Source organism: Pseudomonas putida (assembly GCA_029953615.1).
Taxonomy (GTDB): Bacteria; Pseudomonadota; Gammaproteobacteria; order Pseudomonadales; family Pseudomonadaceae; genus Aquipseudomonas.
This window is the reverse complement of record CP124529.1, coordinates 3,653,292-3,676,675: the sequence shown is the minus strand read 5'-3', so window position 1 is coordinate 3,676,675 and position 23,384 is coordinate 3,653,292. Positions and strand designations below refer to the sequence as shown.

Sequence of the window (23,384 nt, the reverse complement as noted above, 5' to 3'; positions counted from 1 at the left end):
ACAAAGCATCGCCGCCGCGGCAGGATATATCATTTTGCTATCAGTTGCGCGCGATATTGGTGGTCGGCGCCATGGCCAAGGCACGCTTGGCCTCGATAAAGGTCTTGCTCCAGTAACGGTCACCGAGGCTGTCGATGCGCACGCCACCGCTACGGCGGCTGCTGGAGTGGATGAACTGGTTGTCACCCAGGTAGATGCCGGCATGGCTGACGCGGCCGCGGCCGTTGGTGCTGAAGAACAGCAGGTCACCTGGCTTGAGCTTGTTGCGGGCCACTTTCGGGGCATCGACGTTGATCATTTCACGCGTGGAGCGCGGCAAGGTCACGCCCGCCTCTTCACGGAACAGGTAGCCGATGAAGCCACTGCAGTCAAAGCCGGACTTCTCCGAGGTACCACCGAAGCGGTAGCGGGTGCCGATCAACGACATGCCGCGCTCGAGAATGCTGTCAGCCAGCGCTGGCAACTGGTAAGGCTTGCTGCTGGAGAAGGCCTCCAGGTCATCTTCGGTAGCCAGCTCTTCCGGCTCGCCGAATACCGACGAGGACGAGGCTTTGGCATTGAACGCCGAATGTGCGGCGATCGGGGTGTGATCCTGGAGCTGCTGCTCTGAATGAGAAGCCGGGCCTTGGGCCGCGCAGCCAAAAAGCAGGGTCACGAGTGCGCGAGTGGCACGAGGGGTGCGAAGCGCTTGAGCATGGGCACGACCGTGTCTGTAATCCTTTAGAAGGGTGAAACTATGCCCTCTATCATGGCCATTTGCAAATTTTATCGAAAAAGATGTGACTTTTTTGTTTTGCCGCTCTGGCCCAGCGTTTTCAGGGCTACCAGCCCAGGGTTTCCTTGAGGAAAGGGATGGTGAGCTTGCGTTGTGCCTGCAATGAGGCCTGGTCGAGGCGTTCGAGCAGGTCGAACAACGCACTCATGCTGCGTGCGCCGCGGGTGAGGATGAAGTGGCCGACTTCGTCGGTAAGGTGCAGGCCACGGCGCGAAGCGCGCAGTTGCAGGGCGCGCAGCTTGTCTTCGTCGGACAGGCCACGCATCTGGAACACCAGGGCCAGGGTCAGCCGCGACTTCAGGTCCGGCAGCTTGATCGGCAGTTCGCGCGGCGATGCCGAGGCAGCCAGCAGCAGGCGCCGGCCGCTATCACGCAGGCGGTTGAACAGGTGGAACATGGCCTCTTCCCAGTCTGCCTTGCCGGCGATCACGTGCAGGTCGTCGATGCACACCAGCTCATACTGGGCCAGGTAGTCGAGCAGCTCTACGCCACGATCGAGCAATTGTGCCAGCGGCAGGTAGACGGCTGGTTCGCCGCGTTGCTGGAAGCGGTGGGTGGCGGCCTGCAGCAGGTGGCTACGGCCAACACCCTGCTTGCCCCACAGGTAGATAAGGCTCTCGGTCCAGCCGGCGTCGGCTTCGCATAGCCGCTCGACGTAGCCCAATGCCGCAGCATTGGCGCCCGGATAGTAGTTGATGAAGGTGGCGTCATCGCGCAGGCGCACACCCAGGGGCAACTGGATCGGTGGTTTCATGCTCGCGGGCGGTCGACAGGACCGCAGGGGGCCTTTGGTGAACAATTTGCAAAGTCTATACCCGCAGCGCGGGGCACACAATCACGGCAGCGGATAGCACAAGTAAAATCAACAGGTTGCGCCATTATGGGGGCTGCGTTGCAGCCCATCGCCGGCAAGCCAGCTCCCACAGGATTGCACAAACCTCGAAGGTTGCTCGGTACCTGTGGGAGCTGGCTTGCCGGCGATGGGCCGCAAAGCGGCCCCCAGGATCACAACTCCGGGTCAATATCCCCGGCATACATGTCCGATTCCTTGTACAGGTCATGCACATGCCGCAGCAGCACCATGATCACCGCCGCCACCGGCAGCGCCAGCAATACCCCGGTGAAGCCGAACAGCTCACCGCCGGCCAGGATCGCGAAAATCACCGCCACCGGGTGCAGGCCGATGCGGTCGCCCACCAGCAGCGGGGTCAGCACCATGCCTTCCAGCGCCTGCCCGACCATGAACACCGCGACGATGCCCAGCATCGGATACAGGTCGCCGCCAAACTGGAACAGGCCAGCCACCAAGGCTGCGCCAATGCCAATGATGAAGCCCATGTACGGCACGATGGCAGCCAGCCCGGCGAGCATGCCGATCAGCAGCCCCAGCTCCAGCCCCACCAGCATCAGCCCGGCCGAATAGATGAAGCCCAGCGCCACCATCACCATCAATTGCCCGCGCACGAACGCCCCCAGCACCTCATGGCATTCGCCCGCCAGGCCCATGACTTGCGGCTCGCGCTGGCGCGGCAGCAGCCCCCGCAGCTTGGCCATCATCAGGTCCCAGTCGCGCAGCAGATAAAAACCCACCACCGGGATCAGCACCATGTTGGCCAGCCAGGCCATCAGCGCCAGGCCCGAGGCGGTGGCATGGGACAGCAGCACACCGACGATATCGGTGGTCTGGCCCATGTGTGTGCCAATGGCAGCCTTGATCTTGTCGAACTTCCAGAAGCCGTCAGCCAGCCCCAGGCGGCTCTGCACCCAGGGCAATGCCACGTGTTCGAGCCAGTCGAGCATCTGCGGCGCCAGCTCGTACAGGCGCACCAGCTGCTTGGCCAGCAGCGGCACCAGCACCAGCAGCAAGGCCAGCAACAGCAAGGTGAAGAGGCCGAACACCACCACCACGCCCCAGGTGCGCGAAAGCCCAAGGCGTTCCAGGCGGTCGACCAGCGGGTCGGCCAGGTAAGCCAGCAGGATGCCGACCAGGAACGGGGTAAGAATGTTGTGCAGGCTATAAAGAAGCACAGCGACCAGCAGGGCAACACCCAGCCAGATCCAGCGACGCACGTCAGTCACGGTGTGCTCCCCTTACCAGCGAAAACGCAAACCGTCGAACGGCTTGGGGGCAGGCTGGGCCGGCACTGCTTGCCCGCCCCCGGCAGCGTCTGCCGGCGCTGGCGTGGCCGGCACCACAGGCGCCTGCTCTACCGGTACTTCCTGCAGCTTGGCCAGGCCGAGCTGGGCACGCAGTTGCTCGCGGTTGGCGGTGACGCCATAGGTCAGGGTGCTGCCTTCGGCCATTTGCAGGCGCGGGCCAAAGGGTTCGAGCACGCGGGCCAGTTCAGCGTAGCGCTGCAGGTTCATCCCCTGCACTTGCACCTGCAACTGGCTGCTGGCACCCGGACGGGTGACGTAACGCGGCGCCAGGCGGTTGCTCAGCGCCAGCATCACGGCGTCGGCCAACGCTGCCGGGTCGGCACCCTCGGCAGTGCCTTGCTCACGCTGGTCGCCCAGCCACAGCTGCCACTTGCCCTGCCATTTGCCATCGGTTTCCCGGGCATGCACGGCCAGCAAGGCATCGGCACCATAGCGCTCGGAGGCTTCGCGCAACGGGGCCGGGTCGCTGCCTTCGATGTGCTCGGCATTGGCCACCAGTTGCTCCTGCAGATCGGCCAGCGGCAGGCGCAACGGCAGGCCACGGTGCTGGGCGGCACGGCGCAGGGGTTGGGCACTGGCCTGGCCATCACCGACCAGGCTGCTGCCTTCGGCACTGTCGTTCAGCCACCAGCCGAGGATCGAGGGGCGGTTGCTGCCCCACAGGGCCAGGCCGGCCTTGCGCAAAGCCTGTTCGGTACTGCCAGGGTCGAACTCGACCAGCACCGACTCGGGTGGCCCGGCTTCGCTGGCAACCTGGTTGATGATTTGCTGCGGGTCCTTGCGCAGCGCGGCCAATGCCGGGCTTTGCGCTGCCTTGGGGTCGCCGGTCAGGCGCGTTACCAGGGTATCGAGTGCCTGGACGGTAGCCGCTGCACGGGCTTCGGCGCCCTGCCCGGTGACCGGTTCGCGCACCTGGTAAAGGCCGGAAACATTTTCAGCCTGGGCAGCGGCCGAGATCAGGGCCAGGCAACCGACTGCCAGAATATTGAAGAGACGCATGGAGGATTCCTGTCCATTTACCGCAATGCCTATACCTTATACACGGGGGCGCAAGGTAACCAGTCGCGAGGGGTGAAAGATTGGTTGCGGGGGAGATGTGTCGGGTCTGACAGGCGTTCGCCTTGAGAGGTTCAGCGGCTGGGAGATCGAGCGCCGCCCGCACGGCGCTCGATCTCCCAGACACCGAAACAATCAAAGGCGGACACTTCCCACTTTTTAACCATTTTCCCATGCCCTGCCCGTCGGCCTGAGGATGGCCGCTGCCCGGCAACCCTGATAAAATCGCGCGCCTTCACAGACCACTGACGTTTCAGGCAGCCGCCACTTACCAGCCGGCCTTGGCCGTCATGGTCGTTTTTAAGAATCCCTCCCTCCTAAAGGCCTGGATCAATGAGCAAGCAACCCTCCCTGAGCTACAAGGACGCCGGTGTAGACATCGACGCCGGCGAAGCACTGGTCGAACGCATCAAGGGCGTGGCAAAACGCACCGCACGCCCTGAAGTCATGGGTGGCCTGGGCGGCTTCGGCGCCCTTTGCGAGATCCCGGCCGGCTACAAGCAGCCGGTGCTGGTCTCCGGCACCGACGGCGTTGGCACCAAACTGCGCCTGGCACTGAACCTGAACAAGCACGACAGCATCGGCCAGGACCTGGTCGCCATGTGCGTCAACGACCTGGTCGTGTGCGGTGCCGAGCCGCTGTTCTTCCTCGACTACTATGCCACCGGCAAACTGAACGTCGACGTGGCCGCCACCGTGGTTACCGGCATCGGTGCCGGTTGCGAACTGGCCGGCTGCTCGCTGGTCGGTGGTGAAACCGCCGAAATGCCCGGCATGTACGAAGGCGAAGACTACGACCTGGCCGGTTTCTGCGTCGGCGTGGTGGAAAAGGCCGAAATCATCGACGGTTCCAAGGTTGCCACCGGCGACGCACTGATCGCCCTGCCGTCCTCGGGCCCGCACTCCAACGGCTACTCGCTGATCCGCAAGATCCTCGAAGTGTCCGGCACCGACATCGAGAACACCCAGCTGGGCGGCAAACCGCTGGCCGACCTGCTGATGGCGCCTACCCGCATCTACGTCAAGCCACTGCTGCAGCTGATCAAGAACACCGGCGCGGTCAAGGCCATGGCCCACATCACCGGTGGCGGCCTGCTGGACAACATCCCGCGCGTATTGCCGGCCAACGCCCAGGCGGTCATCGACGTGGCCAGCTGGCAGCGCCCGGCAGTGTTCGACTTCCTGCAGGAAAAAGGCAACGTCGACGAGCATGAGATGCACCGCGTGCTGAACTGTGGCGTCGGCATGGTCATCTGCGTGGCCCAGGATCAGGTAGAAGCTGCCCTGAACGAACTGCGCGCCGCTGGCGAGCAGCCATGGGTGATCGGCCACATCGCCGAAGCCGCCGAGGGCGCTGCCCAGGTCGAGCTGCAGAACCTCAAGGCACACTGATGCCAAGCAAGACCTGCAATGTAGTGGTACTGCTGTCGGGTTCCGGCAGCAACCTGCAAGCCCTGATCGACAGTTGCCAAGGCCAGGACAGCCCGGTGCGCATCCGTGCGGTGGTTTCCAACCGCGCCGATGCCTACGGGCTGCAGCGCGCCGCGGCGGCCGGTATCGACAGCGTCGTGCTCGAGCACACCCAGTTCGACGGCCGGGAAGCCTTCGATGCCGCACTGATGGCGCGCATCGACGCTTTCGCCCCGGACCTGGTGGTGCTGGCCGGTTTCATGCGCATTCTAAGTGGCGACTTCGTACGCCACTATCAGGGCCGCCTGCTCAACATCCACCCGTCGCTGCTGCCCAGGTACAAGGGCCTGCATACCCACCGCCGGGCACTGGAGGCAGGCGACGCCGAGCATGGCTGCAGCGTACACTTCGTGACTGAGGAACTCGATGGCGGCCCATTGGTCGTACAGGCTGTGGTACCGGTGGTGTCAGACGACACCGTCGAAAGCCTGGCACAGCGGGTACACCGCCAGGAGCACCTGATTTACCCGCTGGCGGTGCGCTGGTTCGCTGAAGGGCGCTTGCGTCTTGGCGAACAGGGTGCATTACTGGACGGCCAGCCCCTGGCGGCCAGCGGTCACTTGATTCGATCCTAGGAGAATTTATGCGTCGCGCCCTGCTCTTGGCTCTCGCCGTGCTCGCCCTGCCCCTCCAGGCAGCTGATCTGAAGCCTTTCTCGGCCAGCTATACCGCCGACTGGAAGCAACTGCCCATGAGCGGCACCGCCGAGCGCAGCCTGGTCAAGAATGCCAACGGTACCTGGGACCTTAACTTCAAGGCTTCCATGATGATCGCCAGCCTGACCGAGCAAAGCACCCTGCGCATGGACAACGACACCCTGCTGCCGCAGAAGTACCACTTCGAGCGTGGCGGCCTGGGCAAGGCCAAGAAGGTCGACCTGGCCTTCGACTGGAACAGCAAGAAGGTCACCGGCAGTGACCGTGGCGACGCCGTCAGCCTGCCGCTGAACCGTGGCGTGCTGGACAAGTCGTCCTACCAGTTGGCCCTGCAGCATGACGTGGCCGCCGGCAAGAAGAGCATGACCTACCAGGTAGTCGACGGTGACGAGATCGACACCTACGACTTCCGCGTGCTGGGCACCGAAAAGGTCACCACCAAGACCGGCCAGGTCGATGCGGTGAAGGTCGAGCGCGTGCGCGACCCAAGCCAGAGCAAGCGCATCACCGAGCTGTGGTTCGCCAAGAACTGGGACTACCTGCTGGTGCAACTGCGCCAGGTCGAGACCGATGGCAAGGAATACGTGATCGTGCTGCAGGATGGCACGGTCGATGGCAAGCCGGTGAAGGGCAACTGAGCCAGCGCTGCCAGCAGCACCAAAGCCCCGCCATGTGCGGGGCTTTTTTCTGCCTGGGGTTTCTGGATTGTCTGTACCGGCCCTATCGCCGGCAAGCCAGCTCCCACAGAGACCTCACACAGCCTGAGCCCAGCGCAGTACCTGTGGGAGCTGGCTCGCCGGCGATAGGGCCAGCCCAGGCAACACAACTTCAGCATCATGAAACTTGTTTCATCCCGGTTTTATTTACTTAGCCTGCTAACAAACTCTATAAAGAGGGTGTGCGACACAGTGTCGCAACCAACTCAAGCAGTGGAGTTTGACGATGACAGTCCAAGTAACCGAACGCGACGAATCGAAAATGTCCCACGAAGGCCTGGCCGCTGGTGTGCGGATCTGGGATGTGCACCAACAAGGCCAGCTGGTGGGGATGTTCCACAACGAACATGAAGCGCACCAGTACCGTACGGAGCTGGAAAACCTGGAAAACCAGCGCGCCACGCAATGACCCCATCTTCAAATGAAAAACCCCGCCAAGGCGGGGTTTTTCGTGTTTACCACATCAGATCATCAGGGATCTTGTAGGCCGCGTACGGGTCGTCCTCGTTCGCTTCCTCGACATGGGTGTTGAGCAGCAGGATACGGCTAGGGTCGCGCTCCTGGATCTTCACTGCCGCTTCACGGGGGATGACCTCGTAACCGCCGGCATGGGCCACCACGGCCAGCGCACCGTTGCTCAGCTTGGTCCGCATCAGGGCATTGACGGCAATGCGCTTGACCTTCTTGTCGTCGACAAAGTTGTAGTAGTCCTCGGTGCTCAGCTTCGGCAGGCGAGTCGCTTCGATCAACTGCTTGATCTGCGCGGCACGGGCTTTCTGCTCGGCTTTTTCCTGCTGCTGGCGGTTCAGTTCCTGGTCACGCCTGGCTTTCTCGGCCATGGCTTCCTTGGCCATGCGCTGCTGGCTGTCGTCCACCTCGACCTGGCCTTTGTGCTCCAGGCGTTTCTGTTTCTTCTCGGCCTTGGTGGCCTGGGAAACCTGTTTCTGGTTGACCAGACCGGCTTTGAGCAGTTGGTCGCGAAGGGAAAGGCTCATGAATGTTCACTCACTTATGCAACAGCTCAGCCGCAGCTGGGCAGGTTCTTTTCCTGACGTTTGGCTTCACCCCAAAGGGCATCCAGTTCGTCAAGGTTACAATCTTCGATCGGGCGGCCACTGTCACGCAATGCCTGTTCGATGAAGCGGAAACGCCGCTCGAACTTGCGATTGGCGCGGCGCAGGGCATGCTCCGGGTCATGCTTGAGGTGACGGGCCAGGTTGACGGTGGCGAACAGCAGGTCGCCGATTTCATCCTCGAGCGCATCGGCATCGCCGTCGGCCATGGCCTGCAGCACTTCGTCCAGCTCTTCGCGGACCTTGTCCAGCACCGGCAATGCCGCAGGCCAGTCGAAACCGACCGTGGCCGCGCGCTTTTGCAGTTTGGCTGCCCGCGACAACGCCGGCAATGCCGCCGGTACGTCGTCGAGCAGCGACAATTGTTCGGGCTGGCTCTTTTCCGCGCGCTCTTCAGCCTTGATTTCTTCCCAGCGTGACTTGACCTGGGCCTCGCTCAGGCTGGGGGCGTCCACCGGCGCGTACAGCTCGCCGGTGGGGAACACATGCGGGTGACGACGAATGAGCTTGCGGGTGATGCTGTCGACCACGCCGTCGAACTCGAAACGCCCCTCCTCGCGGGCGAGCTGGCTGTAGTAGACCACCTGGAACAGCAGGTCGCCCAACTCCCCCTGCAAGTGCTCGAAATCGCCGCGCTCGATGGTGTCGGCAACCTCGTAGGCCTCTTCGATGGTGTGCGGGACGATGCTCGCGTAGTTCTGCTTCAGGTCCCACGGGCAGCCGTACTGCGGGTCGCGCAGGCGGGCCATGAGGTGCAGCAGGTCTTCGAGGGTGTAGGTCATGGTCAGCTATTCCTCAGCGGGGGCTTTGCCCCCGATCGCCGGCAAGCCAGCTCCCACAGGTTTTGCACAGAACTTGAGGCCTGCGGAGTACCTGTGGGAGCTGGCTTGCCGGCGATGGGCCGCACAGCGGCCCCAATCCTGATTATCAAGGGGTACGATTACGCCGCGTCTCGATGATGTTCGGCAACTGCGAGATCCGCCCCAGCAAGCGCCCCAGCGCATCCAGGCCCGGAATCTCGATGGTCAGCGACATCAACGCAGTGTTGTCTTCCTTGTTCGAGCGGGTGTTCACCGCCAGCACGTTGATCTTCTCGTTCAGCAGCACTTGCGACACATCGCGCAGCAAGCCCGGGCGGTCGTAGGCACGGATGACGATGTCGACCGGGTAGGTCTGCACCGGGATCGGCCCCCAGCTGACCTGAATCATGCGCTCCGGCTCCTTGCCCGCCAACTGCAGCACCGAGGCGCAGTCCTGACGGTGGATGCTCACGCCGCGGCCCTGGGTGATGTAGCCGACGATGGCGTCGCCCGGCAGCGGCTGGCAGCAGCCGGCCATCTGCGTCAGCAGGTTGCCGACACCCTGGATCTGGATGTCACCGCGCTTGCCGGTACGCGGCCCGGTAGGCTTGCGTGGTACCAGTTCGATCTGCTCGATGCGCTCGGGCTCCAGCAACTGCTGGGCGGCGTTGACCAGGTGTGCCAGGCGCAGGTCGCCGGCACCGAGCGAGGCGAACATGTCCTCGGCGGTCTTGACGTTGGTCTTCTCTGCCAGTCGCTCGAAATCCACCTGCGGCAGGCCCAGGCGGCTAAGCTCGCGTTCAAGCAAGGTCTTGCCGGCGGCGACGTTCTGGTCGCGTGCCTGCAGCTTGAACCAGTGCACAATCTTGGCCCGCGCTCGCGAGGTGGTGACGTAACCCAGGTTGGAGTTCAACCAGTCACGGCTGGGGTTGCCGTGCTTGCTGGTGATGATCTCGACCTGCTCGCCGGTCTGCAGGCTGTAGTTGAGCGGCACGATGCGCCCGTTGATCTTGGCACCGCGGCAGTTGTGGCCGATTTCGGTGTGCACGCGGTAGGCGAAGTCCAGCGGCGTGGCCCCCTTGGGCAAGTCGATGGCGTGGCCGTCCGGAGTGAACACGTAGACCCGGTCCGGTTCGATGTCGACCCGCAGCTGCTCGGCCAGGCCACCGATGTCGCCCAGCTCTTCGTGCCACTCAAGCACCTGGCGCAGCCAGGAGATCTTCTCTTCGTAATGGTTGGAGCTGGACTTGACGTCGGTGCCCTTGTAGCGCCAGTGGGCGCAAACCCCAAGCTCGGCTTCCTCGTGCATGCCGTGGGTACGGATCTGCACTTCCAGCACCTTGCCCTCGGGGCCGATCACCGCGGTGTGCAGCGAGCGATAGCCGTTCTCCTTGGGGTTGGCGATGTAGTCGTCGAACTCCTTGGGGATGTGCCGCCACAGGGTGTGCACGATACCCAGCGCGGTGTAGCAGTCGCGGATTTCCGGGACCAGCACCCGTACCGCGCGCACGTCGTAGATCTGGCTGAATTCCAGGCCTTTGCGCTGCATCTTGCGCCAGATCGAATAGATATGTTTCGCCCGGCCGCTGATGTCGGCCTTGACGCCAGTGGCCAGCAGCTCGTTCTGCAGCTGGTTCATCACATCGCTGATGAAGCGCTCGCGGTCCAGCCGCCGCTCGTGCAGCAACTTGGCGATCTGTTTGTACTGGTCGGGTTCGAGATAGCGGAAGGACAGGTCTTCCAGCTCCCACTTGATGTGGCCGATACCCAGACGGTGCGCCAGCGGCGCATAGATGTCGAACACCTCGCGCGCAACACGCAGGCGTTTCTCGTCGTCGGCGGCCTTGACCGCACGGATCGCGCAGGTGCGCTCGGCGAGCTTGATCAACGCCACGCGCACATCATCGACCATGGCCACGAGCATCTTGCGCAGGTTCTCGACCTGCGCCTGCGAGCCCAGCACCAGCGATTGCCGCGGGCTGAGGCTGGCGCTGATGGCGGCCATGCGCAGCACGCCGTCGATCAGCTTGGACACCACCGGGCCAAAGCGCTGACTGACTTCGGCCAGGGTCACCTTGCCCTCGCGCACCGAGCGGTAGATGACCGCCGCCACCAGGGAATCCTGGTCGAGCTTGAGGTCGGCGAGGATTTCGGCGATCTCCAGGCCTGCCTGGAAACTGGACGTGCCGTCCGCCCAGGAATGCTTGGCCGGGTTGCCCTTTTTCTCGACCTCATGGGCAAACTCGCAGGCCTCTTTCAGCGCTGCGCGATCCAGTGCCGAATCGACGCTTACCACATGGTCCAACCATGCTTCGAGATTGATACTGCCGTCAGTGTTGACCGGCTGGTGCACTCTCACCTGTACCATCTTTGTTTTACCTTTCCATACAGCACACCACGCAGGTGCGCTGGCGATCACCGTGCGGCCAACATTCCGTGCAAGCCGCACCAAGGGGCCAGTCAGCTAGCCCGCTTCGAATAACGCCATGGCCTCGACATGCGCCGTCTGAGGAAACATGTCGAGAATCCCGGCCCTTTTTAACCGGTACCCCTGGCCGACCAGCACCTGGGCGTCTCGCGCCAGCGTGGCCGGGTTGCACGATACATAGACCAGCCTTCTGGCCTTGAGGCGGGCGATGCCTTGCACCACCTCGAAAGCACCGTCGCGCGGTGGATCCAAGAGTACCGCAGAAAAGCCCTCGGCGGCCCATCCGGCACCCGCCAAAGGCTGCGATAAATCGGCCTGAAAAAACCGTGCGTTATGCACATTGTTGTTCCGGGCGTTGGCCGCGGCCCGCTCGACCATGGCCTGCACACCTTCCACGGCAACCACTTCGCGCGCCTGGCGAGCCAGCGGCAGGGCAAAGTTGCCCAGGCCGCAGAACAGGTCCAGCACGCGCTCGTCGGCCTGCGGTGCGAGCCAGGCCAGGGCCTGCTCGATCATCGCCGTGTTGACCTGGGCATTCACCTGCACGAAGTCACCTGGGCGCCAGGCCAGTTCCAGCTGCCACGGCGCCAGGGCAAAGCCCAGTTGCGCAGCCGGATCCACTGGCGCCGGCTCCCCTTCACCCTGCAGCCACAGCTGGGCATTGGCCTGCTCGCAGAACGCCTGCAGCCTGGCCAGGTCTTCGGCGGGCAGCGGCGCGACATGGCGCACCAACAGCGCCTCGGCGGTGCCGCTGAACAGTTCCACATGGCCCAGCGCCTGCGGCTTGCTCAGCGAGCGCAGCACGGTCGGCAAGTGGCGCAGAATCGACTGCAAGGGCTGTACCAGCACCGCGCAATCGTCAATGGCAATAATGTCCTGGCTGGCTTCGGCGCGGAAGCCGACCTCCAGCTGGCGGGCCTTGATGTCCCAGCGCACGGCCACGCGGGCGCGGCGTCGGTAACCGAATTCCGGCCCGCTCAGCGGTGCGGCCCACTCGTCGGGCTGCACGCCGGCCACGCGCTGCAACTGCTCGGCAAGGGTGCGCTGCTTGAGCGCCAGCTGCGCTTCGTGCGGCAGGTGCTGCAGGTTGCAGCCGCCGCAGCGCTCGTAATAGCGGCACGGTGCCTGACGGCGCTCGGGGCTGGCCTGCAGCAGGCGCTCCAGGCGGGCCTCGACCACTTTGCCACGGGCATTGAGCACCCGCGCCTCCACGGCCTCACCGGCCAGGGCGCCACTGACGAACCAGGTGCGCCCCTCGTGGAAGGCGATACCCCGGCCGTCACCGGCAAGGCGCTCGATTTCCAGGCGCTGCTTCTTGCCCACCGGGACCTGGGGGCTGCGGTTGCCACCGGCTGGCTGGAAGCGCAGGCCGCTGTTGCTTTTTTTCTTGGACATTTAGCTCGGATCGAACAGGCCGGTGGACAGGTAACGGTCGCCGCGGTCGCAGATGATCGCGACCATCGTGGCATTTTCCACCTCGCGGGACAGGCGCAGCATGGCGGCGACTGCACCACCAGAAGACACGCCGCAGAAAATGCCCTCTTCACGGGCAAGGCGGCGGGTGGTTTCCTCGGCTTCCTGCTGCGACATGTCGACCACGCGGTCGACGCGGCTGGCGTCGAAGATTTTCGGCAGGTATTCCTCGGGCCAGCGGCGGATGCCCGGGATGGCCGAGCCTTCCATTGGTTGCAGGCCGATGATCTGTACCGCCGGGTTCTGTTCCTTGAGGTACTGCGAGCAGCCCATGATCGTACCGGTGGTACCCATGGAGCTGATGAAATGGGTGATTGTGCCCTGGGTCTGCTGCCAGATCTCGGGGCCAGTGCTGTTGTAGTGGGCGATGGGGTTGTCGCCGTTGGCGAACTGGTCCAGCACCAGGCCACGGCCTTCGGCCTGCAGCTTCTCGGCCAGGTCACGGGCGCCTTCCATGCCCTCTTCCTTGGTCACCAGGATCAGCTCGGCGCCGTAGGCGGTCATGGCCGCCTTGCGTTCGGCGGTGGAGTTGTCGGGCATGATCAGGATCATCTTGTAACCCTTTATCGCAGCAGCCATCGCCAGGGCGATGCCGGTGTTGCCGGAGGTGGCTTCGATCAGGGTGTCGCCGGGCTTGATCTGGCCGCGCAGTTCGGCGCGGGTGATCATCGACAGTGCCGGGCGGTCCTTTACCGAGCCGGCGGGATTGTTACCTTCGAGCTTGAGCAGGAGGGTGTTGCTGGTTTCGCCAGCAATGCGCTGCAGGCGAACCAGGGGCGTATTGCCGACGCAATCGGCGATGGTTGGGTACTGCAAGGTCATGGCGTATTTCACAATCCGGTCGGCAGGGGTGCCTATCATACCGGCAAACCCTTCTCGGCCATATCACGCAATCTGTGGTGAATATAGCTACAAGCTATATCGATAACCTGTACCGGCCTCTTCGCGGGCACGCCCGCTCCCACAGGGATTGCGCTGCATTCAAGATAAATGCTGAACCTGAGGGAGCGGGCATGCCCGTGAAGGGGCCGGCACATGTAACGGCAATCTCATGCACAACCGCAGCCCATGCTTGCCATTCTGCGCCCACAAGGTGCCGCCCTGGCGCTGGATGGCACTACGGGCGATGCTCAGCCCCAGGCCGAAACCGCCATCGCCGGGCCGCGAACCGTCCAGCCGCGAGAACGGTGCAAAGATCCGCTCCAGGTCTTCTTCAGCAACGCCACCGCCCTCGTCTTCCAGCCACAACCTCCAGTACCCGCCTTCACGCTGCCCACCGAGGCGCACCACTCCCTCGGCCGGCGAATGACGAATGGCATTGCGCAACAGGTTCTCCAGCGCCTGGGCCAGATGATTGAGGTTGCCCTGCACCCAACAGTCGGCCGGCACTTCGCATCGCAGCCGCGCCAGTGCCCAGCCGCTTTCATAGCTGGCATTCTCGGCCAGCAGCTCCCACAGCGCCTGTACCTCGATCGGCTCCAGATTCATCGGCGCACGTTCAGCGTCCTGCCAGGCCAGTTGCAGCGTGTCCTCGACCAGTTGCTGCATGCAGTCCACTTCCCGCGTCAGGCGGTCACGCAGGCGCTGCAGGTCGGTTTCGCCATCGCAAGCCACCCGCAGCCGGCTGAGTGGCGTGCGCATTTCATGGGACAGGTCACGGAGCAACTGCTGCTGCATGGCTACCGTGCCCTGCAGGCGCTCGGCCATCTGGTCGAAGGCTCGAGCCAGTTCGCCCAGCTCGTCATGCCGGGCGATGGTGCGTGGGTCGAGGCGCGCCGACAACTGGTCGGCGCGCCAGGCATTGGCCTGCTCGCGCAACTGGTTCAACGGCACGATCAGCATGCGGTAAAGGCCCACGCACAACAGCAAGGTGAACAGGCCAGGGATGATGCCGTTGGTGACGATGCGCCACAGCATGCGGTATTGGCCGGGGTTGAAGCGCTGCGGCAGTTCGATCACCAACATGCCCTGTTCCGGCGCCCCCGGGAACGGTATGCGCAGCCACGGCTGCTCGACGCTGCGCCGGCTCATCGGCCAGTCGACACCGCGCAGGCGGGTCAGCCGCTGCATGATCCGGGGGTCGAGAGTGGCGCTATCCAGCGGCTGCAGGTTGAAGTCGAGCACGCCAACCCAGCCGCGTTCGCGCTGGTGCATCGCCGCCACCCACCTGTCCAGCCCGGCCCGCCCGCCACTGCGCCAGGCCTGCTCGGCCTCGGCAGCATAACCACGCAAGGCCTGCCGCGCCGGCTCCGAGAGGAAGGCGTTCCGGGTTTCCATGTGCCGGCCCCAGGTGTAGCTGAGGCCGATCATCAGCAGGCAGAAGCCCACCAACAGGATCGCCAGCTTCCAGAACAGCGAATGGCGGTCGAGCATGTGTCACTCCACCTCGCCGACGCTGAGCACGTAGCCCTTGCCCCACACGGTGCGGATCTGCCGTTCGTGATAGCCGATGTCCTTGAGTTTGCGACGGATCTGGCTGACGTGCATGTCCAGGCTGCGATCGTGCCGCGAATAGCCTCGCTGCAGTACTTGCTGGTAGAGGAACGGCTTGCTCAGCACTTCGTCGAGGTTGCGGTTGAGGATGTCGAGCAGGCGGAACTCGCTGGGGGTCAGGCCGGCCAGGCGACCCTCCAGGCGCACGTCGCACAGCGCCTCGTCATAGTGCAAGTCGCCACTGGCGGCCTGCACCTGCGGGGCCTGATGGCGCCGCTCGAGGGCCACGCGCCGCAGGATAGCCTCGATGCGCACCTGCAGCTCGGCCATGCTGAATGGCTTGGGCAGGTAGTCGTCGGCACCGCGCTGGAAACCGCTGATGCGGTCGGCCTCGGCGCCCAGCGCCGACATCAGGATCACCGGCGTGGCGCTGCGCTTGCGCAACTGCGCCAGGGCATCCAGACCGTTGAGCCCGGGCAGCAGGATGTCCATGAGCACCACATCGAACGCCTGGCGCCCTGCCGTTTCCAGGCCCTCCAGGCCGTTGCGGCACCAGGTCACCTGGAAACCGCCGCGCTGCAATTCTTCGTGCAGGTAGGCACCGAGGACCGGGTCATCCTCGATGGCGAGGATATTGGAGCTGTGAATAGACACAGGATTCATTAGCAACTGCCATGCATTCTCAATTACACGATTATTGAGCATCCCGCGCCTGCCAGGCAACCGCCCTGCGACCAAGGCCCCTGCAACGGTGCAAAACACCGACTAAAAAGGTGCAATAGCGCAACAGGCGGAGTAACTTCCCGGCTTGGCCGTCAGCGCTTGACGGCGTCCAGGCACGTGACAGGAGGCGAGTGTGCTCGATCGCTTGGGAATTCGCAGTCGGGTCCTGCTGCTGGCCCTGCTGCCAGCCGGCCTTATGGCCGTGGTGCTGGGTAGTTACTTCACCTGGCTGCAGCAGAACGACCTGCGCACCCAACTGCTGCAGCGCGGCAAGATGATCGCCGAGCAACTGGCACCACTGGCCGCGCCCGCCATGGCCAGGCTGGCACCGGCGCAACTGGAGCGCATTGCCGCGCAGACCCTGGAGCAGGCCGATGTGCGTGCCGTCGCCTTCCTGGCCCCGGACCGCACGCGCCTGGCCCACGCCGGCCCGAGCATGCTCAATCAGCCGCCCAGCGGCGGCACCGGCACCCAGCTGCTGCAACGCAGCGGCAATGATGCCACGCGCTACCTGATGCCGGTATTCGGCCACCACCGCGACCTGGCCACCGATGCCGTACCGGCCGAAGCCGAACGCCTGCTGGGCTGGGTCGAGATCGAGCTGTCCCACGACGGCACCCTGCTGCGCGGCTACCGCAACCTGTTCACCAGCCTGTTGCTGATCCTCGCCTGCCTGGTGCTCAGCGGCCTGCTGGCATTGCGCATGAGCCGCACCATCAACGACCCCATCAAGCGTATCAAGCACGCAGTCAACCAGCTCAAGGACGGCCACCTCGAGGAACGCCTGCCGGCCATGGGCAGCCATGAGCTGGATGAACTGGCGCGCGGCATCAACCGCATGGCCGAAACCCTGCACAATGCCCACGAAGAGCTGCAGCACAGCATCGACCAGGCCACCGAGGACGTGCGCCAGAACCTTGAAACCATCGAGATCCAGAACATCGAGCTGGACATGGCGCGCAAGGAAGCCCTGGAGGCCAGCCGTATCAAGTCGGAATTCCTGGCCAACATGAGCCACGAAATCCGCACCCCGCTCAACGGTATCCTCGGCTTCACCCACCTGCTGCAGAAAAGTGAGCTGACACCGCGCCAGCTGGACTATCTGAGCACCATCGAGAAATCCGCCGACAACCTGCTGGGGATCATCAACGAGATCCTCGATTTCTCCAAGATCGAGGCCGGCAAACTGGTGCTCGACAGCATCCCGTTCAACCTGCGCGACCTGATCCAGGACACCCTGACCATCCTCGCCCCGGCCGCCCACGCCAAGCAGCTGGAGCTGCTCAGCCTGATCTACCGCGATACCCCGTCGTCGCTGATTGGCGACCCGTTGCGGCTCAAGCAGATCCTTACCAACCTGGTCAGCAACGCCATCAAGTTCACCCGCGAAGGCACCATCGTCGTGCGCGCCATGCTCGAAGACGAGCACGAAGACAGCGCGCAGCTGCGCATCAGCGTGCAGGACACCGGCATCGGCCTGTCGCCGCAGGATGTGCGTACGTTGTTCCAGGCTTTCAGCCAGGCCGACAACTCGCTGGCCCGCCAGCCCGGCGGCACCGGCCTGGGGCTGGTGATTTCCAAGCGCCTGATCGAGCAGATGGGCGGCGAAATCGGCGTCGACAGCACCCCGGGCGAGGGTTCGCAGTTCTGGATCAGCCTCAACCTGCCCAAGGCCCACGACGGTGTCGAGGAGATGCCGCTGCAACCGCTGCTGGGCCGCCGCGCGGCCATCGTCGATGGCCACGAACTGGCGCGCCAGGCACTGGAACACCAACTGCAAGACTGCGGCCTCAGCGTTAGCCTGTTCGCCTCCTACGACCAGTTGCTGCAGGGCGTGCAGGCCGCCAGCCAAGCCGCTCTGCCGTTCGACTTCGCCGTGCTCGGGGCCAACCTGGGCAGCCTGTCGCCGGAGCAACTGGGCCGTTACCACCAGCAGCTCGAACGCTACCATTGCCAGTGTGTAGTGCTGTGCCCGACCACCGAGCAGGCGCTTTACCATCCGTACCTGCCCAACGGCCATGGCCAATTGCTGTCCAAGCCGACCTGCACGCGCAAACTGCGCCGCCTGTTGCTGGAACTGGTGCAGCCGCGCCGCCCGCAGGGCGAGGTGACCAGCATCAACGGCCAGCGCCAGCCGAAGATCCTCTGCGTCGACGACAATGCCGCCAACCTGCTGCTGGTGCAGACCCTGCTCGAAGACCTGGGTGCCGAAGTGCTGGCCGTCGACAACGGCTATGCGGCGGTGCAGGCGGTGCAGGACGAGCCGTTCGACCTGGTGTTGATGGACGTGCAGATGCCCGGCATGGACGGCCGCGCCTGCACCGAGCAGATCCGTCTGTGGGAAAACACCCAAAGCGGCAATCCGTTGCCAATCGTCGCCCTTACCGCCCACGCCATGGCCAACGAGAAACGCGCATTGCTGCACGGTGGCATGGACGACTACCTGACCAAGCCGATCAGCGAACGGCAACTGGTCCAGGTGGTAATGAAATGGACCGGCCTGAGCCTGGGCACACCGCAGCAAGCACACGCCGAGCAGCTGGCCAACAACGACGAACTGAAGGTACTCGACCCCGACGAAGGCCTGCGCCTGGCGGCAGGCAAGCCAGACCTGGCCGCCGACATGTTGAGCATGCTGCTGGCCTCACTGGATGCCGACCGCGAAGCCATACGCGCCGCGCGCGAGGCTGACGACCGCACCGGGCTTATCGAACAGGTGCACCGCCTGAACGGCGCCTCGCGCTATTGCGGCGTGCCGCAGTTGCGTGCAGCTTGTCAGCGTAGCGAGACCTTGCTCAAGCAGGACAACCCGCAGGCGCAGCAGGCGCTGGATGAACTGGATGCGGCTATCGACCGGCTGGCTGCCCAGGCCAGATTGAGCGCCTGACCTCACCGGCCCCTTTCAACCCGCTGGCTACAATCCCCAAACCACTGCAAAGGAAGCCCCACCATGCGCGCCCTGTTGTTCAGCAGCCAGCATTACGACCAGGAAAGCTTCACCCGGGCCGCCAGCGGCACAACCCTGGACCTGCATTTCCAGCCCACCCGACTGACCCTCGACACCGCCGCCCTGGCCGATGGCTACGAAGTCGTCTGCGCCTTCATCAATGACGAACTCGACGCCGCAGTCCTGCAACGCCTGGCTGCCGGTGGCACGCGCCTTATCGCCCTGCGTTCGGCCGGCTACAACCACGTCGACCTGGCCGCCGCGAAACGCCTGGGCCTGGCCGTGGTGCGTGTACCGGCCTACTCGCCACATGCCGTGGCTGAACACGCCGTGGCGCTGATCCTGGCTCTCAACCGGCGCCTGCACCGGGCCTACAACCGCACCCGCGAGGGTGACTTCACTCTGCACGGGCTCACCGGCTTCGACCTGCACGGCAAGACCGTCGGCGTGGTCGGTACCGGCCAGATCGGCGCCGCCTTCGCTCGCATCATGGCCGGTTTCGGCTGCCAGTTGCTTGCCTGTGACCCCTACCCCAACCCCGAACTGCTGGCCTTGGGCGCGCGCTACCTGCCATTGCCCGAGTTGCTGCGCGAAGCCCGCATCATCAGCCTGCATTGCCCGCTGACCGAACACACCCGGCACCTGATCAATGCGCAAAGCCTGGCCCAGTTGCAGCCCGGCGCCATGCTGATCAACACCGGCCGCGGCGCGCTGGTCGACACCCCGGCGCTGATCGACGCGCTGAAGAGCGGCCAGCTCGGCTACCTGGGCCTGGACGTCTATGAAGAAGAAGCCCAGCTGTTCTTCGAGGACCGTTCCGACCTGCCACTGCAGGACGACGTACTGGCCCGCCTGCTGACCTTCCCCAACGTGATCATCACCGCCCACCAGGCTTTCCTTACCCGCGAGGCACTGGATGCCATCGCCGCGACCACGCTGGACAACATCAACCGCTGGGCGGCAGGCAATCCACAGAATCTGGTAATGGGTTAATGCTAGGATACGCGGCATTTCTGGAGGACCCATGGTCGAGCACGATTTCCGCTACACCCTTTTCAACCCGCAACACACCCTGATCGAGTGCCGTGCACTGGTGCCGGGCCGTTACCAGGTCACTGGCAATGGCGGTTCGATGCATAAAGGCGACACCCTGCTGGTTACCCTCAAGGGCAGCAAAGACCTGTCCATGCGCCTGACAGTGGAGAGCGTGCGTCACCTGATCAACCCGCGCGGCCAGTGGGTTGCAGTGGCCAGCGGCCCGGTATTCAACGAGCTGGAAATCCTCACCTGGCAGGTCGCCTGCGACAGCTGCGACGCCGTGCTGGACTTCGAGTTCGCCGTGGACGCCAAGCTGGGCAAGAAAGCCCGCCAGCCTGCCGCCAGCGCCCGCGTTGCCGAGCTGGGTTGGGCCAGCCATGGCGAAAAACACCTGTGCCCGCGTTGCCAGGAGGCCGCCGAGTGAAGAATCTGCTGACCGGCTTGCTGATTGCCACCGGCCTGCTCGGCTGTGCCGCAGAACCTTCCAGGCTGCAGCAGGAGCGCAGCTACGTGCTGGAGTGGATTGGCGAACGGCCACTGATCGACTACAGCCACCTGACCCTGACCCTGGCCAGCGATGGCCGTGCCTATGGCAACGGTGGCTGCAACCACTGGTTCGCGCCGTACACACTGGACGGCGAGCACCTGAGCTTCGGCAAGGTCGGCAAGACCCGCAAGCTCTGCGCGCCGGCGTTGATGGAGCAGGAAAAGCGCTTCCTGCAGGCGCTGGAAACAGTGCAGCGCTGGGATGTGTCGCCGATCGAGCAGGTACGTTTCTGGCCGGCCGAAGGCAAGCCGCTGCGCTTCTGGCCTGAGGAAGGCTGATCGCTATTGCCTGTACCGGCCCTATCGCCGGCAAGCCAGCTCCCACAGGTACCGCACAGCATATGAACCCTGCGCAGTACCTGTGGTAGCTGGCTTGCCGGCGATATGGCCGGTACAGGCTGACTTCAGGCGCCCTTCAGGGCCTTGATCCTGGCCTGCAGCCCTTCCTGGGTTTGCTCGCCCATCAGCTGTTCCCGCACCTTGCCCTTGTCATCGATGATGTAGGTCACCGGCAATGCCTCGCTACGTGGCAGGTCATAGCGCTCGGCCGGGTCCTGCGCCAATACGGTGAAAGCGATGCCCAAGGTTTCGGCCGCCTGCTTCAGCTCCTGCCCCTGCAAGCCATCGAAGTTCACCCCCACCACCTTGATTCCGTCGGCCGCCCACTGCTTGGCTGCCGCGTTCAGCTCAGGGATTTCGGTACGGCACGGCCCGCACCATTCGGCCCAGTAATTGAGCACCAGCCAGTGCCCATCGATCTGTTCGGCCTTAACCGTATTACCGTGTTGGTCCACGCCATAATCGGCACCGCAACCACCGAGCAACAGGCTCGCGGTGATGGCCAGTACTGCTGCCAGACGCCTTGCCATGGGTCAATCCTTCTCGAGTTTTAAAGCAAATTGGTCAGTCGCTGCGGTTAGAATAGCCGCCACACCCTGCTGGATGCGACCCGACATGACCGACCTCACGCTCTATCATAACCCGCGCTGCTCGAAATCCCGCGGCGCCCTGGAACTGCTCGAAGCCCGCGGCCTGGCGCCGACCGTCGTGCGCTACCTCGAAACCCCGCCCGACGTCGCCACCCTCACGGCCCTGCTCGGCAAACTGGGCATCGCCCCGCGCCAGTTGCTGCGTACCGGCGAGGACGAGTACAAGGATCTGAACCTGGCCGACCCGGCGCTGACCGACGCACAACTGATCGAAGCCATGGCCCGGCACCCCAAGCTGATCGAGCGGCCGATCCTGGTCGCCGGTGACAAGGCCGTGGTCGGCCGCCCGCCCGAGAAAGTACTGGAGATCCTGCCGTGAGCCAGCCCTACATCCTGGTGCTGTACTACAGCCGCCATGGTTCGACCAGCGAGATGGCCCGGCACATCGCCCGCGGCATTGAGCTGGCCGGCATGGAAGCCCGCCTGCGCACGGTGCCGGCGATTTCCACGGAATGCGAAGCAGTCGCCCCGGACATCCCGGCCAGTGGCGCGCTGTACGCCACCCTGGACGACCTGCGTCACTGCGCCGGCCTGGTGCTGGGCAGCCCGACCCGCTTCGGCAACATGGCGGCGCCGCTCAAGTACTTCCTGGATGGTACCAGCAGCCTGTGGCTGAGCGGCGAGCTGGTCGGCAAGCCGGCCGGCGTGTTCACCTCCACCGCCAGCCTGCACGGTGGCCAGGAAACCACCCTGCTGTCGATGATGCTGCCCCTGATGCACCACGGCATGCTGGTGATGGGCCTGCCGTACAGCGAGTCGGCACTGCTCGAGACGCGTGGCGGCGGCACCCCGTATGGCGCCAGCCATCATGCTGGCGCCGATGGCAAGCGCGAGCTCGACCAACACGAAATCACCCTGTGCCGCGCCCTTGGCCAACGCCTGGCGACCACCGCCAAGGCCCTGGAGGCCACACGTGGCTAAAAAGCCCAAGGTATTGCCGACGCTGGAGTGGCTGGCACCGCGCCTGCGCCTGACGCGGGCACTGAGCCTGGCGTTCTTCTTTGGCCTGATCGCCCTGCTGGTGGTGAACAACCTGTGGTTCGCCAACCTGCACGGGGCGCGGGTCGAGGTGATCCTGGCGATCGAACTGGTGCCATTGCTGCTGTTGCTGCCGGGCATGCTGGCAGGCAGCGCCCGGGCACATGCCTGGACCTGCTTCGTGGTGAATATCTATTTCATCAAGGGTGTGCTGGCGGCGTTCGACCCGGCGCGGGCGGTGTTTGGCTGGGTAGAAGTGCTGGTGAGCCTGGGGCTGTTCATCGCCGGGCTGCTGTATGTGCGCTGGAAGTTCCAGCATGAGCGGCGCATGGCGGGCGAAGGTAGTTAGATTCTTCGCGGGCTTGCCCGCTCCCACAGGGTTCGAGCCACACATGAGGCCGGCGCTGTACCTGTGGGAGCGGGCATGCCCGCGAAGGGGCCAACACAAATCTCAATGGTTGACGGTATGCGCCAGCATCACCGACAACTGGCACAGCGGCCGCCCGCTCTCGGCATGCCACTGGTTGAACGCCTGCTGCACCAAGGCCAGATCGCGCTGGCTGGTCGGCTGTTTGTCGATCACATTCTGCGCAATCAACGCCGCCGCCATGTCATCGGTAGGGATGAATGTGTCCTTGCCGACCATGCGCAAGAAGCGCGGCGCGGACAACCCGCCCAGCTGGTTACCGTGCTTGGCCAGGTACTTCCACAAGCCGACGATGTCGGTCACCGGCCAGTCGGCGATGAACGCACCAAAGCTGCCCTTCTCCTTCGCGATATCAAGCACCATCTGCGCATTGCGCGGCACGCTCTTGAGCTTGCCCAGGTGGCGGATGATGCGCTCGTCGTGCATGAGCCGCTCGAGGTGCTCGGCGCCCATCAATACCACCTTCTCCGGGTCGAAGCCGAAGAATACCTGCTCAAAAGCTGGCCACTTGGCATCCACCAGGCTGTGCTTGAGCCCGGCGCGGAACACGCGCAGAGCCAAGGTCGACAGGTAGCGGTCGTCACTGATATCACGCAGCTGCGCCGGCGTGCGCGGCTGCGGCAGAAAGGCCTCCAGCGCCTGGGCCGAGCCGAAGCGGTTCAGGCAGTATTCGTGCAACCACTGGTAATCGCGCAT

General features: G+C 64.2%; 23 protein-coding genes and 1 pseudogene. 11 read left to right on the top strand and 13 right to left on the bottom strand.

Annotation, left to right across the window (positions count from 1 at the left end):
* Positions 1–40: 40 nt before the first annotated feature.
* The 4 genes and pseudogenes from QIY50_16885 to QIY50_16870 all read right to left on the bottom strand — a co-directional run bounded on the left by QIY50_16885 (position 41) and on the right by QIY50_16870 (position 3,934).
* Positions 41–696 (bottom strand): annotated as a pseudogene (locus QIY50_16885) (C40 family peptidase).
* Positions 697–821: 125 nt separating this feature from the next.
* Positions 822–1,529, bottom strand: coding sequence for a DnaA regulatory inactivator Hda (hda, locus tag QIY50_16880; protein ID WGV19089.1), 708 nt, complete (start codon positions 1,527–1,529; stop codon positions 822–824).
* 251 nt (positions 1,530–1,780) lie between these two features.
* Positions 1,781–2,854, bottom strand: a complete 1,074-nt coding sequence (locus QIY50_16875) for an AI-2E family transporter (GenBank protein ID WGV19088.1) — start codon at positions 2,852–2,854, stop codon at positions 1,781–1,783.
* 12 nt (positions 2,855–2,866) lie between these two features.
* Positions 2,867–3,934 carry a DUF2066 domain-containing protein gene (locus QIY50_16870; protein WGV19087.1) on the bottom strand — a complete coding sequence of 356 codons (1,068 nt, stop codon included), beginning with the start codon at positions 3,932–3,934 and terminating at the stop codon, positions 2,867–2,869.
* A gap of 390 nt (positions 3,935–4,324) precedes the next feature.
* Here QIY50_16870 and purM point away from each other — a divergent pair, with 390 nt between their 5' ends.
* The 4 genes from purM to QIY50_16850 all read left to right on the top strand — a co-directional run bounded on the left by purM (position 4,325) and on the right by QIY50_16850 (position 7,242).
* Positions 4,325–5,383, top strand: a complete 1,059-nt coding sequence (purM, locus tag QIY50_16865) for a phosphoribosylformylglycinamidine cyclo-ligase (protein ID WGV19086.1) — start codon at positions 4,325–4,327, stop codon at positions 5,381–5,383.
* Positions 5,383–6,036, top strand: coding sequence for a phosphoribosylglycinamide formyltransferase (gene purN, locus QIY50_16860; GenBank protein WGV19085.1), 654 nt, complete (start codon positions 5,383–5,385; stop codon positions 6,034–6,036). Before purM ends, purN begins: the two co-directional genes overlap by 1 nt.
* Positions 6,037–6,044: 8 nt before the next feature.
* Positions 6,045–6,755, top strand: a complete 711-nt coding sequence (locus QIY50_16855) for a DUF3108 domain-containing protein (protein ID WGV19084.1) — start codon at positions 6,045–6,047, stop codon at positions 6,753–6,755.
* 304 nt (positions 6,756–7,059) lie between these two features.
* The gene (locus QIY50_16850; GenBank protein ID WGV19083.1) at positions 7,060–7,242 is read left to right on the top strand and encodes a hypothetical protein; all 183 of its coding nucleotides are present in this window, start codon (positions 7,060–7,062) and stop codon (positions 7,240–7,242) included.
* A 46-nt stretch (positions 7,243–7,288) separates the two neighbouring features.
* On the opposite strand, the gene QIY50_16845 is transcribed toward QIY50_16850, so the two are convergent.
* The 7 genes from QIY50_16845 to QIY50_16815 all read right to left on the bottom strand — a co-directional run bounded on the left by QIY50_16845 (position 7,289) and on the right by QIY50_16815 (position 15,703).
* A complete protein-coding gene (locus QIY50_16845; GenBank protein ID WGV19082.1) occupies positions 7,289–7,828 on the bottom strand; it encodes a DUF2058 domain-containing protein in 540 nt (179 codons plus the stop codon).
* 26 nt (positions 7,829–7,854) lie between these two features.
* Positions 7,855–8,688 (bottom strand): nucleoside triphosphate pyrophosphohydrolase, encoded by an 834-nt coding sequence (gene mazG / locus QIY50_16840; GenBank protein ID WGV19081.1) that lies wholly within the window; start codon positions 8,686–8,688, stop codon positions 7,855–7,857.
* A gap of 145 nt (positions 8,689–8,833) precedes the next feature.
* A complete protein-coding gene (relA, locus tag QIY50_16835) occupies positions 8,834–11,074 on the bottom strand; it encodes a GTP diphosphokinase (protein ID WGV19080.1) in 2,241 nt (746 codons plus the stop codon).
* Between the two features lie 96 nt (positions 11,075–11,170).
* Entirely contained in the window at positions 11,171–12,529 is a 1,359-nt protein-coding gene (gene rlmD, locus QIY50_16830; GenBank protein ID WGV19079.1) for a 23S rRNA (uracil(1939)-C(5))-methyltransferase RlmD, read from the bottom strand.
* Positions 12,530–13,429 carry a cysteine synthase CysM gene (cysM, locus tag QIY50_16825; GenBank protein WGV19078.1) on the bottom strand — a complete coding sequence of 300 codons (900 nt, stop codon included), beginning with the start codon at positions 13,427–13,429 and terminating at the stop codon, positions 12,530–12,532.
* Positions 13,430–13,588: 159 nt separating this feature from the next.
* Entirely contained in the window at positions 13,589–14,980 is a 1,392-nt protein-coding gene (locus QIY50_16820; GenBank protein ID WGV19077.1) for a sensor histidine kinase, read from the bottom strand.
* 3 nt (positions 14,981–14,983) lie between these two features.
* Entirely contained in the window at positions 14,984–15,703 is a 720-nt protein-coding gene (locus tag QIY50_16815) for a response regulator transcription factor (GenBank protein WGV19076.1), read from the bottom strand.
* Positions 15,704–15,896: 193 nt separating this feature from the next.
* Here QIY50_16815 and QIY50_16810 point away from each other — a divergent pair, with 193 nt between their 5' ends.
* The 4 genes from QIY50_16810 to QIY50_16795 all read left to right on the top strand — a co-directional run bounded on the left by QIY50_16810 (position 15,897) and on the right by QIY50_16795 (position 20,573).
* Positions 15,897–18,650, top strand: a complete 2,754-nt coding sequence (locus tag QIY50_16810) for a response regulator (protein WGV19075.1) — start codon at positions 15,897–15,899, stop codon at positions 18,648–18,650.
* Positions 18,651–18,713: 63 nt separating this feature from the next.
* On the top strand, positions 18,714–19,703 hold the full coding sequence (locus tag QIY50_16805; GenBank protein ID WGV19074.1) for a 2-hydroxyacid dehydrogenase: 990 nt from the start codon (positions 18,714–18,716) through the stop codon (positions 19,701–19,703).
* Between the two features lie 31 nt (positions 19,704–19,734).
* Positions 19,735–20,172 (top strand): hypothetical protein, encoded by a 438-nt coding sequence (locus QIY50_16800; protein WGV19073.1) that lies wholly within the window; start codon positions 19,735–19,737, stop codon positions 20,170–20,172.
* Positions 20,169–20,573 (top strand): META domain-containing protein, encoded by a 405-nt coding sequence (locus QIY50_16795; GenBank protein WGV19072.1) that lies wholly within the window; start codon positions 20,169–20,171, stop codon positions 20,571–20,573. Before QIY50_16800 ends, QIY50_16795 begins: the two co-directional genes overlap by 4 nt.
* Before the next feature lie 125 nt (positions 20,574–20,698).
* Here the strand turns inward: QIY50_16795 and QIY50_16790 are convergent, their stop codons facing one another.
* Positions 20,699–21,163, bottom strand: a complete 465-nt coding sequence (locus QIY50_16790; protein WGV19071.1) for a TlpA disulfide reductase family protein — start codon at positions 21,161–21,163, stop codon at positions 20,699–20,701.
* An 85-nt stretch (positions 21,164–21,248) separates the two neighbouring features.
* On the opposite strand from QIY50_16790, the gene arsC reads away from it, so the two are divergent.
* The 3 genes from arsC to QIY50_16775 are packed head-to-tail and all read left to right on the top strand — an operon-like array spanning position 21,249 to position 22,610.
* Positions 21,249–21,602: an arsenate reductase (glutaredoxin) gene (arsC, locus tag QIY50_16785; GenBank protein ID WGV19070.1), complete on the top strand. Its 354-nt coding sequence runs from the start codon at positions 21,249–21,251 to the stop codon at positions 21,600–21,602.
* Positions 21,599–22,204 (top strand): NAD(P)H:quinone oxidoreductase, encoded by a 606-nt coding sequence (wrbA, locus tag QIY50_16780; protein WGV19069.1) that lies wholly within the window; start codon positions 21,599–21,601, stop codon positions 22,202–22,204. Before arsC ends, wrbA begins: the two co-directional genes overlap by 4 nt.
* Positions 22,197–22,610, top strand: a complete 414-nt coding sequence (locus QIY50_16775) for a DUF2069 domain-containing protein (protein ID WGV19068.1) — start codon at positions 22,197–22,199, stop codon at positions 22,608–22,610. Before wrbA ends, QIY50_16775 begins: the two co-directional genes overlap by 8 nt.
* A 102-nt stretch (positions 22,611–22,712) precedes the next feature.
* On the opposite strand, the gene QIY50_16770 is transcribed toward QIY50_16775, so the two are convergent.
* Positions 22,713–23,384, bottom strand: coding sequence for a DNA-3-methyladenine glycosylase I (locus QIY50_16770; protein ID WGV19067.1), 672 nt, complete (start codon positions 23,382–23,384; stop codon positions 22,713–22,715).

Excerpts from the sequence above, each read along its gene's own strand:
- hda (WGV19089.1), bottom strand. The coding sequence starts at position 1,529 with ATGAAACCACCGATCCAGTTGCCCCTGGGTGTGCGCCTGCGCGATGAC.
- QIY50_16870 (WGV19087.1), bottom strand. The coding sequence starts at position 3,934 with ATGCGTCTCTTCAATATTCTGGCAGTCGGTTGCCTGGCCCTGATCTCG.
- purM (WGV19086.1), top strand. The coding sequence starts at position 4,325 with ATGAGCAAGCAACCCTCCCTGAGCTACAAGGACGCCGGTGTAGACATC.
- purN (WGV19085.1), top strand. The coding sequence starts at position 5,383 with ATGCCAAGCAAGACCTGCAATGTAGTGGTACTGCTGTCGGGTTCCGGC.
- QIY50_16855 (WGV19084.1), top strand. The coding sequence starts at position 6,045 with ATGCGTCGCGCCCTGCTCTTGGCTCTCGCCGTGCTCGCCCTGCCCCTC.
- QIY50_16850 (WGV19083.1), top strand. The coding sequence starts at position 7,060 with ATGACAGTCCAAGTAACCGAACGCGACGAATCGAAAATGTCCCACGAA.
- QIY50_16845 (WGV19082.1), bottom strand. The coding sequence starts at position 7,828 with ATGAGCCTTTCCCTTCGCGACCAACTGCTCAAAGCCGGTCTGGTCAAC.
- mazG (WGV19081.1), bottom strand. The coding sequence starts at position 8,688 with ATGACCTACACCCTCGAAGACCTGCTGCACCTCATGGCCCGCCTGCGC.
- relA (WGV19080.1), bottom strand. The coding sequence starts at position 11,074 with ATGGTACAGGTGAGAGTGCACCAGCCGGTCAACACTGACGGCAGTATC.
- rlmD (WGV19079.1), bottom strand. The coding sequence starts at position 12,529 with ATGTCCAAGAAAAAAAGCAACAGCGGCCTGCGCTTCCAGCCAGCCGGT.
- cysM (WGV19078.1), bottom strand. The coding sequence starts at position 13,429 with ATGACCTTGCAGTACCCAACCATCGCCGATTGCGTCGGCAATACGCCC.
- QIY50_16820 (WGV19077.1), bottom strand. The coding sequence starts at position 14,980 with ATGCTCGACCGCCATTCGCTGTTCTGGAAGCTGGCGATCCTGTTGGTG.
- QIY50_16815 (WGV19076.1), bottom strand. The coding sequence starts at position 15,703 with ATGAATCCTGTGTCTATTCACAGCTCCAATATCCTCGCCATCGAGGAT.
- QIY50_16805 (WGV19074.1), top strand. The coding sequence starts at position 18,714 with ATGCGCGCCCTGTTGTTCAGCAGCCAGCATTACGACCAGGAAAGCTTC.
- QIY50_16800 (WGV19073.1), top strand. The coding sequence starts at position 19,735 with ATGGTCGAGCACGATTTCCGCTACACCCTTTTCAACCCGCAACACACC.
- QIY50_16790 (WGV19071.1), bottom strand. The coding sequence starts at position 21,163 with ATGGCAAGGCGTCTGGCAGCAGTACTGGCCATCACCGCGAGCCTGTTG.
- arsC (WGV19070.1), top strand. The coding sequence starts at position 21,249 with ATGACCGACCTCACGCTCTATCATAACCCGCGCTGCTCGAAATCCCGC.
- QIY50_16770 (WGV19067.1), bottom strand. The coding sequence starts at position 23,384 with ATGCGCGATTACCAGTGGTTGCACGAATACTGCCTGAACCGCTTCGGC.